The organism is Butyrivibrio sp. WCE2006, assembly GCF_000701985.1.
Classification (GTDB): Bacteria; Bacillota; Clostridia; order Lachnospirales; family Lachnospiraceae; genus Butyrivibrio.
Genome location: NZ_JNKH01000023.1, coordinates 11,942 through 26,542, shown reverse-complemented (window position 1 = coordinate 26,542; position 14,601 = coordinate 11,942). Strand labels below are relative to the sequence as shown.

Annotated in this window: 16 protein-coding genes; 3 read left to right on the top strand and 13 right to left on the bottom strand. The window is 40.1% G+C overall.

The annotated features are described in order from the left end of the window. Nucleotides 1-43: 43 nt before the first annotated feature. A complete protein-coding gene (locus tag T501_RS13330; protein WP_026510737.1) occupies nt 44-490 on the bottom strand; it encodes a GNAT family N-acetyltransferase in 447 nt (148 codons plus the stop codon). A gap of 74 nt (nt 491-564) precedes the next feature. Next, nucleotides 565-1,620, bottom strand: coding sequence for an N-acetyl-gamma-glutamyl-phosphate reductase (gene argC, locus T501_RS13325; protein WP_044915319.1), 1,056 nt, complete (start codon nt 1,618-1,620; stop codon nt 565-567). A gap of 281 nt (nt 1,621-1,901) precedes the next feature. On the opposite strand from argC, the gene T501_RS13320 reads away from it, so the two are divergent. Beyond that, the gene (locus T501_RS13320) at nt 1,902-3,128 is read left to right on the top strand and encodes an argininosuccinate synthase (protein ID WP_026510735.1); all 1,227 of its coding nucleotides are present in this window, start codon (nt 1,902-1,904) and stop codon (nt 3,126-3,128) included. Between the two features lie 97 nt (nt 3,129-3,225). Here the strand turns inward: T501_RS13320 and T501_RS13315 are convergent, their stop codons facing one another. The 4 genes from T501_RS13315 to T501_RS13300 all read right to left on the bottom strand — a co-directional run bounded on the left by T501_RS13315 (nt 3,226) and on the right by T501_RS13300 (nt 6,124). Beyond that, the gene (locus T501_RS13315; RefSeq protein ID WP_044915318.1) at nt 3,226-4,032 is read right to left on the bottom strand and encodes a hypothetical protein; all 807 of its coding nucleotides are present in this window, start codon (nt 4,030-4,032) and stop codon (nt 3,226-3,228) included. Between the two features lie 45 nt (nt 4,033-4,077). Beyond that, on the bottom strand, nt 4,078-4,371 hold the full coding sequence (locus T501_RS13310) for a DUF1294 domain-containing protein (RefSeq protein ID WP_026510733.1): 294 nt from the start codon (nt 4,369-4,371) through the stop codon (nt 4,078-4,080). 102 nt (nt 4,372-4,473) lie between these two features. Next, the gene (locus tag T501_RS13305; RefSeq protein WP_081843160.1) at nt 4,474-5,565 is read right to left on the bottom strand and encodes a S66 family peptidase; all 1,092 of its coding nucleotides are present in this window, start codon (nt 5,563-5,565) and stop codon (nt 4,474-4,476) included. Between the two features lie 76 nt (nt 5,566-5,641). Beyond that, on the bottom strand, nt 5,642-6,124 hold the full coding sequence (locus tag T501_RS13300; protein ID WP_044915316.1) for a DUF5721 family protein: 483 nt from the start codon (nt 6,122-6,124) through the stop codon (nt 5,642-5,644). A 244-nt stretch (nt 6,125-6,368) separates the two neighbouring features. On the opposite strand from T501_RS13300, the gene T501_RS13295 reads away from it, so the two are divergent. Together T501_RS13295 and T501_RS20340 are read left to right on the top strand one after the other, a co-directional pair. Further along, nucleotides 6,369-7,205, top strand: a complete 837-nt coding sequence (locus T501_RS13295; protein WP_044915314.1) for a DegV family protein — start codon at nt 6,369-6,371, stop codon at nt 7,203-7,205. A gap of 170 nt (nt 7,206-7,375) precedes the next feature. Continuing rightward, complete coding sequence (locus T501_RS20340; RefSeq protein ID WP_050008307.1) at nt 7,376-8,545, top strand: lysozyme inhibitor LprI family protein; 1,170 nt, start codon at nt 7,376-7,378, stop codon at nt 8,543-8,545. Nucleotides 8,546-8,808: 263 nt separating this feature from the next. Here the strand turns inward: T501_RS20340 and T501_RS13285 are convergent, their stop codons facing one another. From T501_RS13285 to rlmB, 7 genes are all read right to left on the bottom strand, one after another. Next, entirely contained in the window at nt 8,809-9,165 is a 357-nt protein-coding gene (locus T501_RS13285) for an Hpt domain-containing protein (RefSeq protein WP_044915313.1), read from the bottom strand. Nucleotides 9,166-9,473: 308 nt separating this feature from the next. Next, complete coding sequence (gene prfA / locus T501_RS13280; protein ID WP_044915312.1) at nt 9,474-10,547, bottom strand: peptide chain release factor 1; 1,074 nt, start codon at nt 10,545-10,547, stop codon at nt 9,474-9,476. Nucleotides 10,548-10,721: 174 nt separating this feature from the next. Next, complete coding sequence (prmC, locus tag T501_RS13275; RefSeq protein ID WP_044915310.1) at nt 10,722-11,564, bottom strand: peptide chain release factor N(5)-glutamine methyltransferase; 843 nt, start codon at nt 11,562-11,564, stop codon at nt 10,722-10,724. 6 nt (nt 11,565-11,570) lie between these two features. Then, nucleotides 11,571-12,527, bottom strand: a complete 957-nt coding sequence (locus T501_RS13270; RefSeq protein ID WP_026510727.1) for a DUF1385 domain-containing protein — start codon at nt 12,525-12,527, stop codon at nt 11,571-11,573. A gap of 132 nt (nt 12,528-12,659) precedes the next feature. Beyond that, nucleotides 12,660-12,869 (bottom strand): 50S ribosomal protein L31, encoded by a 210-nt coding sequence (gene rpmE, locus T501_RS13265; RefSeq protein ID WP_026510726.1) that lies wholly within the window; start codon nt 12,867-12,869, stop codon nt 12,660-12,662. Between the two features lie 250 nt (nt 12,870-13,119). After that, the gene (gene sigH / locus T501_RS13260) at nt 13,120-13,752 is read right to left on the bottom strand and encodes an RNA polymerase sporulation sigma factor SigH (protein ID WP_044915341.1); all 633 of its coding nucleotides are present in this window, start codon (nt 13,750-13,752) and stop codon (nt 13,120-13,122) included. Nucleotide 13,753: 1 nt separating this feature from the next. Continuing rightward, nucleotides 13,754-14,536 carry a 23S rRNA (guanosine(2251)-2'-O)-methyltransferase RlmB gene (gene rlmB, locus T501_RS13255; protein WP_044915308.1) on the bottom strand — a complete coding sequence of 261 codons (783 nt, stop codon included), beginning with the start codon at nt 14,534-14,536 and terminating at the stop codon, nt 13,754-13,756. Nucleotides 14,537-14,601: the final 65 nt, after the last annotated feature.

Genomic DNA, 14,601 nt, shown 5'->3' with positions numbered 1-14,601 from the left:
ACAATAGTTTTATCCCGCTTTAAATAGTAAGTGAACCAGCTCTTTAGCATGTAACAAATTCCGTGCGGTTGTCTTCATTTAATGTAAAGTCATAGTAGTTCATATCTGATCTCAAGGTCCAATTCATACGCTGCCAGAAGGCATTGCCGACTTTATTCGTCACAAAAGCGTTTAGACATACCTTATTGATTTTTTCTTCCTTAAGCTTTTCTATGCAAAACTCGACCATTCTCTTACCGATTCCATGGCGTCTGTACTCTTTATTCACACATACATGATAAAAGCATGCCCGCCTTCCATCGTGTCCACACAGGATTGCTCCGACTATTTTGTTATCTTCAACATCAACTGCACAGGTTGTGGGATTCCTTTTAATGAACATCGATATTCCTTCAAAAGAATCATCGATGGTCCTTATTCCAAAACCGTCTATAGAATTCCACAGTGCATAAACTTCTGCATAATCTTCAATGGTCATTGTGCGTACCATGACTTACTCCACCTTAATCTTCTTTATAGATTTTCCGAACGATAACAAGGAAAAATCATTCGGAATCCAATTCTTTATGGAAATGCAGGAACAAAATCAAGTCCCATGCTCTCTTCAAGTCCAAAAAGAATGTTCATATTCTGAACTGCCTGACCTGCTGCCCCTTTTACCAGATTATCAATAGCTCCCATCAGGATAACGCGGCCTGTGCGCTCATCTATCTTAAATCCGATATCCACATAATTACTCGTCTCAACCCATCTTGTCTCGGGATATACTCCTTCAGGAAGAAGTCTTATAAACTTCTCATCCTTATAGTATTTCTCATAGGCTGCTCTTATCTCATCTGCTGTAGGGAGCTTGCCATCAGCTTTTTTCACCAATGATGCATATTCTGTAGCAAGTATTCCACGGTTCATGGGGATAAGATGAGGAGTGAAATTAATTGTAAAGCTCTCCCCTGCTGCGTAACCCAGCTGCTCCTCGATTTCAGGCGTGTGTCTGTGATTTGCAACTCCGTAGGGTTTTACGCTTTCATTAACTTCACAGAAAAGATTTGCTGTCTTTGCTCCTCTTCCTGCTCCTGAAGTTCCGCTCAAAGCATCAATGATAAGAGTTGAAGGATCAATAAGCTTTTCCTTTATAAGAGGATAAGCCGTAAGAATTGAGCAGGTCGTATAGCAACCGGGATTAGCTATAATTCTTGCATCCTTTATCTTGTCCCTGTTGATCTCACAAAGTCCATACACTGCTTCATCTATATACTGAGGTGCCTTGTGTTCAATCCCGTACCACTTCTCGTAGATCTTTACATCCTTTAATCTGAAATCAGCGGATAAGTCTATTATCTTTACCTTACTTAATATATTGTCATTCACAAGTCCGGCACATAATCCCTGGGGTGTTGCGGTAAAAATCACATCTACTTTATCCGCAAGCTCATCCATATTATCATCCATGCATTTAGCATCTACTACATTAAAAAAGTTTCCATACACTGATGAGAATCTCTCATCAATATAACTTCTTGAACCGTACCAGACTATCTCAGCCTCAGGATGGGAATAGATCAGTCTTGCGATCTCAGCTCCCGCATATCCTGTAGCACCTATAATTCCTACCTTAATCATAACCGTGCCTTCCTTTATATATTCGTTATTCTCAATACATCGTTTATTATATGCTTTGCAACTCAGTATAATCAACATCTCATGTTTATGCAAGCATTATTTATATTTATGCATAAAATGTGAATATTATAAATTTTTATGCATAAAACTATTGCAAATAATCATACAATGATGTATATTCGGCTTGTACAGCAAAAACAAATCCGTTAGATTATAAATAGACATTATTGTTTTTTCGATAAGCAATGATATTCAGACGGTATTGATTAAAGGAGGAAGACATGGCTAAAGAAAAGGTTATACTTGCATATTCGGGTGGTCTTGATACAACAGCGATCATTCCGTGGCTCAAGGAGAATTATGATTATGAAGTAGTTTGCGTATGCATCGACTGCGGACAGGAAGAGGAACTTGACGGGCTTGAAGAGAGAGCAACAAGCTGCGGCGCTTCTAAGCTTTATATATTAGATGTAATCGATGAGTTTTGTGATGAATATGTAGTTCCCTGCGTTCAGGCACACGCTGTCTATGAAAACAAGTATCTTCTTGGTACATCAATGGCTCGTCCGCTCATTGCCAAGAAGCTCGTAGAGATTGCAAGAAAAGAAGGCGCTGTTGCCATCTGCCACGGTGCAACAGGTAAGGGCAACGACCAGATCCGTTTCGAGCTTGGAATCAAGGCACTTGCACCTGATATCAAGATCATCGCTGCCTGGAGAAGTGACAAGTGGACAATGGATTCCCGTGAATCTGAGATCGAATATTGTAAGCAGCATGGTATCAACCTTCCATTCTCTGCTGACAGCAGCTATAGCCGTGACCGCAACCTCTGGCATATATCACATGAAGGACTTGAGCTTGAGGATCCTGCACAGGCACCCAATTACAAGCACCTCCTTGTCCTTGGATGCACTCCCGAGGATGCTCCTGATGAACCTACTACCGTTACAATGACCTTTGAAGGCGGCGTACCTAAGTCCGTAAATGGTAAGGAAATGAAGGTTTCTGATATCATCCGCACTCTCAATAAGCTGGGTGGTGAAAATGGTATCGGAATCGTAGACATCGTTGAGAACCGTGTCGTTGGTATGAAGTCCCGTGGTGTTTATGAGACTCCCGGCGGAACAATCCTTTACGAAGCTCATCAGCAGCTCGAAGAGCTCATTCTTGACCGCGATACCTATACCATGAAAAAGGATATGGGCAATAAGTTCGCAGATCTTGTATATGAAGGAAAATGGTTTACTCCCCTTCGCGAAGCTGAGCAGGCATTCATCGAGTCAACTCAGAAGTATGTTACCGGTGAAGTTACCTTCCGTCTTTACAAAGGGAATATCATCAAGGCAGGTACTTCTTCACCCTACTCACTTTATAATGAGTCAATCGCTTCCTTTAAGACAGGCGACCTCTATGACCATCACGATGCAGAGGGCTTCATAAATCTGTTTGGTCTTTCCTGCAAGGTTCGTGCAATGAAGATGCAGGAAGTTGAAGGAAAAAATAAATAATTTAACTACTTGATTCAAGTAAAATATCCCGGGTGAATCACTCCTGATCACCCGGGATATTTTTATAATAAAAAACAGTATTAAATGGTTTGTGGTTTTATTTTACTTTTGCATTTGTCTGCTTTGATACCTTCTCGATCATTTTTGATTTCTCTTCAGCCTCCTTTGCCGCAAGGCGTCTTCTTATTTCCTTGATATTACCGCGGTATGCAAAGGCTACCTTTATTTTTCTGCCATTATCCATGAGGACCCATCCAAAGCCTTCATCCTTTATATGAAGCACATTTATAAGAGCATTCTGTGATATAGGGCATATTGAAGTAAAAATCTCACACTGCTCATATAAATTATAAATATCTGTGATGATAGAAAGCTCTCTGCCATCTGAGAAAAACATAGCAGCCTGATGCTCACTTGTCATCTCGGCACAGACGATATCATTCTCCCTGGCGTAAATCGTATCCTTCTCACCTCTAAGTTCAAGAGTAGGAATAGGATCTCCGAGTCTCCTCTCACATTCCGTAAGCATATCCTCCAGCTCTTTGACCTTTATGGGCTTATCAATAAACAAAAGTTCATCGAATAATCCGGCGTCTTTTGCAAGCGCTTTATAGTCATGCTTCGAGGCGCACATTACAACATTTTTTAATCCACCGGCTTCAAATAGGAGCTTTGCTACATCCATTCCATTTTTAAAATGGCTATCCTCAGACTCGGGCTCTGCCATATCAATGAAGATTATGTCATATAGCTGAGGGAAACGCATAAGCGCCTCGATATTACCATATAGATCGATATAAAAATGTTCCTTCCCCTCTTTTTGATATCTGTCAGACTGACGCCTAAGCAAACGTTCCATCTGCCTTCTGTCAGCGATATTATCATCAAAAACTGCTATATGCATTCTTCTGCATCCCCTTAATAAAATAAGAATTCCCTATTAAATAAATTACCTGAACAGGACCTCTATCGGTGACATCTTTACAGCCACAACTAATGCTATCTGCAAAAGTAAGATCATGGGCATTCCAACCACAAAATACCAATGCTTAGTCTTATGCCTGAAAATATACATTCCGAGAATACTGCCTATGCTGCCCCCCATAACAGCCAGTATAAAAAGGATTGATTCCGGTGTCCTGAAAGCATTCCTTTTAGCCTTCCTCTTGTCACTACCCATGGCAAGAAAGCTAATAATATTCATTATTCCAAGATATACCAATAATAATTCTAATGAGTTCATGAAAGATATTCTAACTTATAAAAAGCCGCTTCGCAAGTTACTGCTTACACTTTACAGTGCTCACAGCAACCGGATTTAAAGATCCCGGTTATCTTCGAAACGCTATTTTGTATATGTAATTCTGATATCGTTTCCCTTTACCTTTACTGCCGCATCTGCACCCATAACTAAAGGAATCATGGGATCAATATGTCCGATATCTGCATCCATGATTATCGGCACTCCAAGCCCGGCGACAACATCTGTAACAGCATTATAGTGATCAGCCCCCATCATCTCCTGATTAAAGGCTGCCAGAGGTCTGCCAATCACAAATCCCTTCGCGTTCTCAAACCATCCTGCCTCTCTCATGTTCCAGATAGTTCTTCTATAGCTCATCGGCGTGAGATCACAGGCTTCCAGAACCCATATAATATCCTTGTACTTTTTATTGAACTCCTTCATGTTGTCAAAGCGCGTTCCAACAAGGTTTGCAAGAACATCCGCGCATCCACCAAGCAGGATTCCCTGCATACCTATCTCTGTCTCCGGATCTGCCTTTACTGCTTTTTTGCTGTCACATAAAAAGCTCGTCAGCTCTTTTCTTGAATTGTACTCATATGGTACATCAAAATTGTACGTGGTATAATCCACAGGCTCTTCCGGTTTCTCTCCGCTCTCTTCGTCTTTAATGAAAGGATTTAAATATTTCTCATAGCCAGAAAACTCTGTCTTTGTTCCCTCAAGGAGAGATAACGCATCCTCCTCAGGAAGCTCCCATTTTTTAGCAAAGCCTGATATACAAGGGCCATAAATTCCCTGCACCTCAGCTATAGTTACCATAGGGAAAATGAAATTCGTATTATCTGAATATCCCAGATACCACTTGGGCTTACTGTCCTTTAATGCCCAAAAATCCACATTGGCTATTGTCTCATTCATGAGCTCACCGCCGCCGGCAGAAATTATAGCATCAATATCACTTCTCTTATAAAACTCAGTCAGCTCTTTTGCTGCAACCTTGGGATCAGTGTTTATACCAATGCCGTCATTCTTAAAAAGAGTATCCCCCTCAGCGATTTTATAGCCTCTCTCCTCCAACTTCTTCTTAGCCACAAAATACATTGATCTGTATGGCTCGCTTGAAGGGCCAAAAGATGGTGCTGTTATTCCGATTGTACATCCTGGTTTTACATAATCAGGTCGTCTTATCATATTCACCTCCAAATAATTACTCTGTTTCTTCTTTCACATTTAAAAACCTTTTGTTTTTCTGAAGAAAAACCAGAATCTAAAGTTCTTCGAAATCAATATTCACACCTGTAAGAAAACGTCTCATATAATCATCCCAGATTTTTTCAAAGGACTTATCAAGTGTGAATCCCGATAACGCCACACCTGTAGTAAGTATTATCTCGCCCTCTTTAAATCTGAGCATAAAAACCAGTGATGAAACGCTACTGTTATATTCTTCCTGCAGGAGCTTTAACTTTTCATCCGGAGATACGCACATCACAAACTTAAAAGAAAGCGGTGTCCTTTTCCCCTTTATAAGCTCATAGCAGACAGGCTTTAAGCTCCTCCACTCCGAAAGATCATATGGCGGAATCTGTTCATCATCTGCCATAAAAAATTCTTTATTCACTCTCCCATCAATGTGATATGTGTTAGCTGTGTGAAGCTCAGCGCTCTCCAATAAAAAATCATCAAAAACTTCTGACGCAAGAAGTACACTCATGAATTGTCTGGTATTTTTGATTTTTAAAGCAATCATGTTTTTGAAACTCCTCAAAAAATAGTCCACTTGTAATTATACAATATACTTGATTAACTCGTTAAATATTTTCTGATAAATAATAACCTCCGTTTATTTACCCATATTGCTTTTCATGCTAGAATATGTGGTGTAAAAAACTACATGGTTTCCGTTCCTAATGATGTTAGTAAGCTAACGCATTCATGGCATCACATATAGCCATTTCAGTACTTAACGGATTACTTGAAAGGAAAAATGTATTATGAGTTATAAAATTGTAGTAGACAGCTGCACGGATTTACCTGCTGAGTACCACACTGACAAGCGTTTCGAGATCATACCTCTTATTCTTCAGGTTGGTGATTATACTGTTCTGGATGATGAGAATTTCGATCAGCTTGACTATTTAAAGAGAGTGGCAGAATGTGAAACCTGTGCAAAATCAGCCTGCCCCTCACCTGACAGATATAAGAAGGCCTATGAATGTGATGCAGATGATGTTTACGTAGTAACACTTTCTTCCAAGCTCAGTGGAAGTTATAACAGTGCACTTTTAGCAAAAGACCTTTATCACGAAGACATTGGAGAAAAAAATATTCACGTTTTTGATTCATTATCAGCCTGCTGCGGGCAGACAAATATTGCCTTTAAGATAATGGAGTACGCAGAGGCAGGTCTTCCCTTTGAAGAAGTAGTTAAAAAGGTAGAAACCTACCGTGATGGTATGGATACCTACTTCGTTTTGGATTCACTTGACACCTTGAGAAAGAACGGACGCCTGACCGGTATGAAAGCTATCGTTGCTTCTACCTTAAATATCAAGCCTGTTTGCTATGCAATTGAAGGTGAGATCGCCCAGTGGAGCCAGGGTGTCGGCATGAGAAAGGCACTTATTAAGATGGCAGAGCTCACTGCCAAACGTATCAAAAATCCGGAAGAAAAGACCCTTATGATAACTCATATCAATTGCTATGAGAGAGCTGAGATTGTTAAGAATCTTATACTTTCAAAAGTGAATTTCAAAGATGTACTGATAGTTGATGGTGCAGGAGTTGCTACTACCTATGCCGGAGATGGAGGAATCGTTGTAACCTGCTGATATAATCAGCAGGTTTTTTCTTATAAAAATCTGCTGATTCTTATATAGGATAAAGTTTATATAAGATAAAGTTTATATAAGATAAAGCGACATTCTTTTATAATACTTCTTTTCTATTTAGTGGCCATAGTTATATAATACATCTTGTATGTAGAGGAGGTTAGTATTGTATGAAAAAAAGACTCTGTTTAACGCTGATCATATCTATGATCGGCCTTTATGGTTGTACCCCAATAAAGGACTCTGATGTAAAACAAAATAGTGAAGTTGTTGAAAATCAGGAGGAAAATACTGATGAGCAGGATAATGCCATAGCTCAGGATGATACTGAAAAAAAGCGTCCTGATGTAGTTATAGAGAATCCTGAAATCGAGAAAGATGAACCTGTACCCGAAAGCAGCGATTCTGAAGCCGGCTCTGACGTAGCCGCCAATGCTGAATCTGAGGACACTGTTTCCGATGAATCAATAAGTACTGATACAAAAGCCAGTGATGATACAGATCAGGCAGAAACAGACGCAGCTGACACAGATACACAGTCAGATGATGCTGTAGTTTATTCCAATCCTATTGCTGACAGCTTTGTATTATCAGATGATTTATCCCATGACTACGATAAAGAAATAAAAGATGCTGTTACAGAAATCTCCTCTTCTGCTTCAACAGTACAGGATGAGCTAAATGGGATTGAAGCCCTTGAGAGACGCCTCAACGAGCTCACAGAAAAAGCAGAAACCCAGGTTGAAATAAACCAGACAGCAAAGCATTCCTTCGATATCTGGGATTCGGAGATCAACAATCTCTGGAGCCGCGTAAATAAGCTTCTTGATGCTGCTTCAAAGGACAACCTGCTTCAGGAACAGCGAAAATGGATTTCCGTAAAGGATAAAATTGTTCCGGAAGCACTTGGTCCCAGAGAAGAAGGTGGCAGCATCTATCCAATGCTTGAGCTTTCACTTTTTAAGGATATCACCAAAAGAAGATGTTACTACCTTGCTACAATTATTGCAGATAAAAATGGCGAAGCCTTCACTCTCCCTAAGCGCAGTATTACCGGTGCTTATGTTGATGACCAGGACACAGGCGACATTTACAGCTCGCTGATTATTACAGAGAGCATGGAATCCGGCTACAATGCAACAATCTCAATTTATCGTACCGCAACCGTGGAAGGCACTGTAACAAAAGAAGGATCTGATCTCATCTTTACAAGCTATGATGAATCTGTTAAAGGAATAATCCGATATGGCTGGAGCGGTGCGAGTTTGGAAATCACAGAAGCAGGTGCAGACTCAGTACTGAAAAAAGGTGATGTTTATGAATTTAAGATGACAATTTAAATTTTATTCTCATCGTTATAACATAATGTTTATAATTATATTTAGTACCTTTTCAATATACAAATTACTTCGTTTCTCCGAATAGGCAATAGAGTAATCACTCACAAGAATCCTGCACTCTCGCAATTCTAAAACATTAAAGTAAAATCCCGGATTTCAGAAAGAAACCCGGGATTTATTATAATTTCTTGGTCCAAAAGAGTCATAAGGAATCGTATTGAACCAGGTCCTCGCGAAGCGAATAAAAAAATCTGTTCAAGCTGTCATGAGTACTTATTAAGTATTCCAATGAGGTTATCATAAGATGCCTTTATCTTCTGATAAAGTTCATCAGAGCCCTCCAAAGACCCTGCTCTAAGAATTTCTGTCAGCTCAAGAACATCCGGCCTCATACCATCAAGTGCCAGATTGCCCGTAACTCCTTTTAATGAATGACAGCCCTTAAAAGCTGCCTCAGCATTTTGCTCTTTAAGGCCTTCTGTCAATTCCCCAAAGCTTTTATCATTCAAAAACTTCAGCATGAATTTTATCACGAGATCTTCATTGCCCATGAATCTCTCTTTGACATCATCCCAATTAACACCCCAATCAATCAGATCCTGTTTAAACTGTTCATTCATTCAAAATACCTCGTCAAACAAGCTGCACCAACCGAACTAAGCACTCTACTTGAGCAAGCTCCACTAAGCTCGACAACACCTTACTAAGTGGACCTGCATGGTTCGCACTAAGCTCGTAAAACCTCGCTAAGTGCTCTACCCAATCAAAAAAATTACATTTATAACATCATTTTATCATAGATTTATGTTAATAAGAAAACTTTCCGCGCTTCAAAAAACTGTGATAGGTATTATGTCGTTACTGTTCAGACAGCTCTGCGCACTTGCTGCGCTGAGCGTGAGAATGTTCTACGTCTTGAATATAGGATTTAAGCATTATTCATTCCAGCAAGCTTTTCCGCCTGGCTTGCTGTGGTAAGAGCATCTATCAGTTCCTCAAGGTCACCATCCATTATTGAATCAATCTTATAAAGGGTCAGATTGATACGATGGTCTGTTACTCTTCCCTGGTGGAAGTTATAAGTTCTGATCTTTTCTGATCTGTCACCTGTTCCAACCTGGCTTTTTCTGAGGGCAGCCTCTGAATCATGGGCCTTTTGTCTCTCCAAATCAAAAAGCTTGGCACGAAGAACCTTTAGTGCCTTAGCCTTGTTTTTTATCTGGCTCTTCTCATCCTGACAGGAAATAACTATTCCTGTGGGGATATGTGTAAGTCTTACAGCAGAATCCGTTGTATTTACGCACTGTCCGCCATTTCCTGACGCTCTGAAAACATCAAACTTACAGTCATTCATATCGATATTGACTTCAACATCCTCAACCTCAGGCATTATAGCCACTGTTATTGTGGAGGTATGAATTCTTCCACCGGATTCAGTTACCGGAATTCTCTGAACTCTGTGAACTCCACTCTCGAACTTCAGCTTGGAATAAGCACCTGTTCCAGAAAGCATAAAGCTGACTGACTTCATTCCTCCGATTCCGGTGTCTTCCACACTCATTGTCTCTATTTTCCAGCTATGTCTGTCAGCGTATCTCGTATAAACCCTGTACATATCAGCTGCAAAAAGCGCCGCTTCATCACCACCTGCACCGGCACGAATCTCAACGATAACATTTTTATCATCGTTAGGATCCTTGGGAATCATAAGAAGTCTTAATCTTTGCTCTATCTTTGGAAGTTCATCCTTTGCCTCAGAAAGCTCTTCTCTGAGCATTTCCTTCATATCCTCATCAGATTCAGCTGAAAGAAGCTCCTCACTGTCTGAAATTGTTTCCTTGCATTTCTTATAATTATTGAATTCTTCTACTATCGGAAGGAGATCACTCTGCTCCTTCATAAGAGCTCTGAACCTGTTCTGGTCTGCTGCCACGCCTGGTTCACCCAGCTCCCTTGTTATATCCTCATATCTGCGGACTGTATCTTCTAATCTATCAAACATATTGCTCTCCTATTCTCAATATGAAAGCTTAAGAATCTAATAAATCATCACTCTATCCAAAACTTTCACTACATCTACTACACTCTGTTTTTAAGTTATCATCAAAAACTTATTCCATTTTTGCAACTCACAAAATATGAACAAAAGTAAGGTGATATATACCAACAAGCGCAGCTAATAGAAGCAGCCACTTACCACTCTGTCATTTCCTCCAAGATCTTTAATTACCTGAACATCTTTATATCCGTTTTCTTCCATGAGAGCTTTTACAGCTTCTCCCTGGTCATATCCGATCTCCAAAAGAAGATACCCATTCCTGTAAAGGTATTCTTTTGCCCCGGGAACTATCCGGCGATAAAATAAAAGTCCATCTTCACTTCCGTCAAGTGCCATGTATGGCTCGTAGGTCTTAACCTCCGGCTCAAGGCTCTCTATAACTCCTGTCGGAATATACGGCGGATTGGATACTATAAGGTCATACTTCTGATCTGATTCATCTCCGGGAAAAATATCTGCCTTCACGGCTTTATATCTGTCGGCAACTCCAAGCTTAACCGAATTTCTCTCTGCAATCTTAAGAGCAGCCTCTGAAATATCTGTTCCTACCGCAGTAGTGTCATTGGTGTATTTCAGAAGACTTAGAGCTATACAACCTGAACCTGTGCAAAGATCAAGTATACTCATACCATCATGAATGAATCTAAGAGCCTCCTCTGCAAGAGTCTCAGTATCCTGATTGGGAATAAGTACATCGTTTGTCACATCAAACTCAATTCCCATGAACTCGGTATTTCCAATAATATATGCAACAGGAACTCTCTCCATCCTTTTCCCGATAAGATTCCTATACTCCAGGGCATTCTCATCAGAGACCTGCATATCGCCGTGTGAGAGCAATGTATTATGATCCGTACCGCAAACATGCTCCAGAAGAAGTCTCGCATCCAGTGAGGCCTCGGAAATACCAGCACTATTTAGTTTTTCTTCACCCTCTTTAAAAAGCGATGCATAGTCCATAAATAATCACTCCGCAATTTCATCTTCAAACTTATGTCCAAAGGAATCCTCTAAAAATTCCTTCCAATCAAAAACAGCCTCAACTGACTTAATTCCGACTTCTATCATCTCATCGTCAGGCTCTTTTGTTGTCAGCATCTGAAGCATAAGCCCCGGTAAAGACAGAATCTTTATAAATATATTATTGCTTCTACCGGCAAGTCTTATGATCTCGTAGGAAATGCCTGCAATAACGGGTATAAGAGCTATTCTGACAAGTATTCTAAGCGGTATAGACTGAACTCTTATAAAGAAGAACAGTATGATACTCACAAACATTACAAACAAAAGAAAGCTGCTGCCACATCTCTTGTGAAGTCTGGTACTTGCCTTTACATTTTCAAGTGTGAGCGGTTTTCCGCTCTCCAGACAGTTTATACACTTATGCTCTGCCCCATGATATCTGAAAAGTCTCCTGATATCCTTCATACACGAGATCAGTAGTATATAAACAATAAAGATCAGAATTCTTAAAAGTCCCTCTAAGAGCACCACAAGAGAACTGTTTCTTATCTGATTCTCAAAAAGTGAACTTATATAATAAGGCAGGATCATAAAAATACCAATAGCCATAATAAATGAAATTACTGTGGTGAGAGCCATGGCAAACTTCTCTTTTCCTTCTTCAGCGATTGGATCCTTGGAAGAAGCAATCTCCTCCTGTCCAAAAAGTGAAGCTGAAAAGTTGAGAGATCTCATTCCCAGAACCAATGAATCCCAAAAAACAAATACTCCACGAATAAAAGGTATATGAGTCAGTCCAAGGCTTTCTGCCTTACCAAGATAATGTTCTGTGTCTACTGCTATTTCACCATTCTCTTTGCGAATAGCAACTGCATACATATCCTTGTTGCGCATCATAACGCCTTCAAGCACTGCCTGCCCGCCAATTCCTGAATAATGATTGATTTTTTTCTTACCCATAATTATTTTGCTCCTCAATGCGTGCTATACCGATTTAACAAACTCTACCAGGTTCGTGAAGAACCTCGCCAAGTATACTGTTCAAAAAAAGAGGCTGAGGCAGTAGCCTCAACCTCTTAACATTTCCAGTAATTAGTTGTTAGAAGTCATACCATACTTACGGTTGAACTTATCAATACGTCCGCGAGCAGCGGTTGCCTTCTGTGTTCCTGTATAGAAAGGATGGCACTTAGAACAAATTTCTACGTGGATTTCCTTCTTTGTTGAACCTACTGTAAATGTGTTACCGCAGTTGCAGGTAACTGTTGCCTGATAATATTCTGGCTGAATGTCCTGTCTCATCTTCTCACCTCTTTTATATCAATGATTCTTAATATTTTACAAATATTATACTATAGTTGCAAACGCTGCATAATCACAACAGCTTATTTATCTTAGCATATTAGGAGTTCCTACGCAAGAGTAAAATTTCCCATATCTGATTCTTGAATACATTTTATTGAATTCCATCATTGGCAAAATTTTATGACAACGTAGATTTATTCAGCTTCAAACAATTTGATTACTCATGAATGTAGCAGTACATTAGTAATTATGACTTCGACTTATTATTATCTATAAATTTCCGTATCTTGTTTTTTAATCTGAAAAGAGCATTGTCGGTAGATTTTTCATCCTTCCCCAGGACCTTGGCAATCTCTGCATAGCCCATTCCGGTCATATGCAGTTCTAAAACTGCCTGCTCAAATTCACTGAGTCCGCTCTCAATAAAGCTCTCTATATCCTCGATATTCTCCCTGTCTATCATCATGGATTCAGGGTCTTGGTCGTTAATATCCTCAAGAATCTGATCAAGGGAAAATTCCAACTCTTCCTCATGACCATCCATTTTGGCATAAAGTGATATATAGCTGTTCAGGGGCGCATGCTTTTTCCTGTTAGATGCCTGAATAGCGGTGTACATCTGCCTTGATATGCAAAGGTCAGCAAAGGTTCTGAAACTCGCATCCCTTCCAGCATCGTAATCTCTCACAGCTTTAAAAAGCCCGATCATCCCCTCCTGTATAAGGTCATCCCTGTCAGCACCCAAAATGTACATGGAAGCTGCTTTCGTTCTGACCATATCCTTATATTTATTCATGATATGATCAGTTATATCCGATTCTCCTTCACGGATTCTGATGATCAGTTCTTCATCTGATTCATCCCCTGATAATTTAGTCATATTATTTACCATAACCGCCGCGCTGTCTTACTATCTCAAATCCAAGCACGCCTGCTGCCACTGAAGCATTTAATGAGTTTATCTCGCCCTTCATTGGAATAGCTGCTACCATATCGCACTTTTCACGAACAAGTTTACTTACTCCGGATCCTTCATTTCCTATTACAAGACCGATGGCTCCCTTAAGATCAAGATCATACATTGTGGTCCCGTTCATATCAGCACACACAAACCACATGCCTCGATCCTTAAGCTCCTCAATGGTCCTTGCCATATTCGTAACCTTAACAACGGGAGTGTAATTCAAAGCCCCTGCACTTGTCTTTGCAACAGTTGCCGTAAGTCCTACCGCACGGTTCTTAGGAATGATAACACCATGAGCACCGGCAATATTAGCGGTTCTTATGATTGCACCGAGATTATGCGGATCCTCTATATTGTCAAGCAGGAAAACAAAAGGCGGCTCTCCCTTTTCCTCTGCCAGATTAAAAATGTCATCTATTTCTGAATAGTTGTAAGCCGCAGCATAAGCAATGACACCCTGATGAGCACCTGTCTGTGATATCTGATCAAGCCTGTCCCTTCCGACAAACTTCATCATTATCCCTGCTTTCTTCGCCTCTTTTCGGATGGTGGCTATAGGACCGTCCTGGCATCCGTCAAGAATAAACAGCTTGTCGATGGTCCTCCCACTTCTAAGTGCCTCGATTACGGCATTTCTTCCTTCAATAGTAAGGGACTCTATCCCTTCTTCATCTCTTCTTTTGTTATGATTATCACTCATTAGTATTATATAACTTTCCTTTCTGAGCTTTATTGAATTCCATTCTCTGTCAAAAATCCGCCCAA

Bases quoted from the DNA above. Each gene is read 5' to 3' on its own strand.
- rpmE (WP_026510726.1), bottom strand. From the start codon at position 12,869: ATGAGACAGGACATTCAGCCAGAATATTATCAGGCAACAGTTACCTGC.
- T501_RS13330 (WP_026510737.1), bottom strand. From the start codon at position 490: ATGGTACGCACAATGACCATTGAAGATTATGCAGAAGTTTATGCACTG.
- prfA (WP_044915312.1), bottom strand. From the start codon at position 10,547: ATGTTTGATAGATTAGAAGATACAGTCCGCAGATATGAGGATATAACA.
- T501_RS13320 (WP_026510735.1), top strand. From the start codon at position 1,902: ATGGCTAAAGAAAAGGTTATACTTGCATATTCGGGTGGTCTTGATACA.
- T501_RS13315 (WP_044915318.1), bottom strand. From the start codon at position 4,032: ATGCATATAGCAGTTTTTGATGATAATATCGCTGACAGAAGGCAGATG.
- sigH (WP_044915341.1), bottom strand. From the start codon at position 13,752: ATGACTAAATTATCAGGGGATGAATCAGATGAAGAACTGATCATCAGA.
- T501_RS13295 (WP_044915314.1), top strand. From the start codon at position 6,369: ATGAGTTATAAAATTGTAGTAGACAGCTGCACGGATTTACCTGCTGAG.
- T501_RS20340 (WP_050008307.1), top strand. From the start codon at position 7,376: ATGAAAAAAAGACTCTGTTTAACGCTGATCATATCTATGATCGGCCTT.
- T501_RS13310 (WP_026510733.1), bottom strand. From the start codon at position 4,371: ATGAACTCATTAGAATTATTATTGGTATATCTTGGAATAATGAATATT.
- rlmB (WP_044915308.1), bottom strand. From the start codon at position 14,536: ATGAGTGATAATCATAACAAAAGAAGAGATGAAGAAGGGATAGAGTCC.
- T501_RS13305 (WP_081843160.1), bottom strand. From the start codon at position 5,565: ATGATAAGACGACCTGATTATGTAAAACCAGGATGTACAATCGGAATA.
- T501_RS13270 (WP_026510727.1), bottom strand. From the start codon at position 12,527: ATGGGTAAGAAAAAAATCAATCATTATTCAGGAATTGGCGGGCAGGCA.
- T501_RS13300 (WP_044915316.1), bottom strand. From the start codon at position 6,124: ATGATTGCTTTAAAAATCAAAAATACCAGACAATTCATGAGTGTACTT.
- argC (WP_044915319.1), bottom strand. From the start codon at position 1,620: ATGATTAAGGTAGGAATTATAGGTGCTACAGGATATGCGGGAGCTGAG.
- prmC (WP_044915310.1), bottom strand. From the start codon at position 11,564: ATGGACTATGCATCGCTTTTTAAAGAGGGTGAAGAAAAACTAAATAGT.
- T501_RS13285 (WP_044915313.1), bottom strand. From the start codon at position 9,165: ATGAATGAACAGTTTAAACAGGATCTGATTGATTGGGGTGTTAATTGG.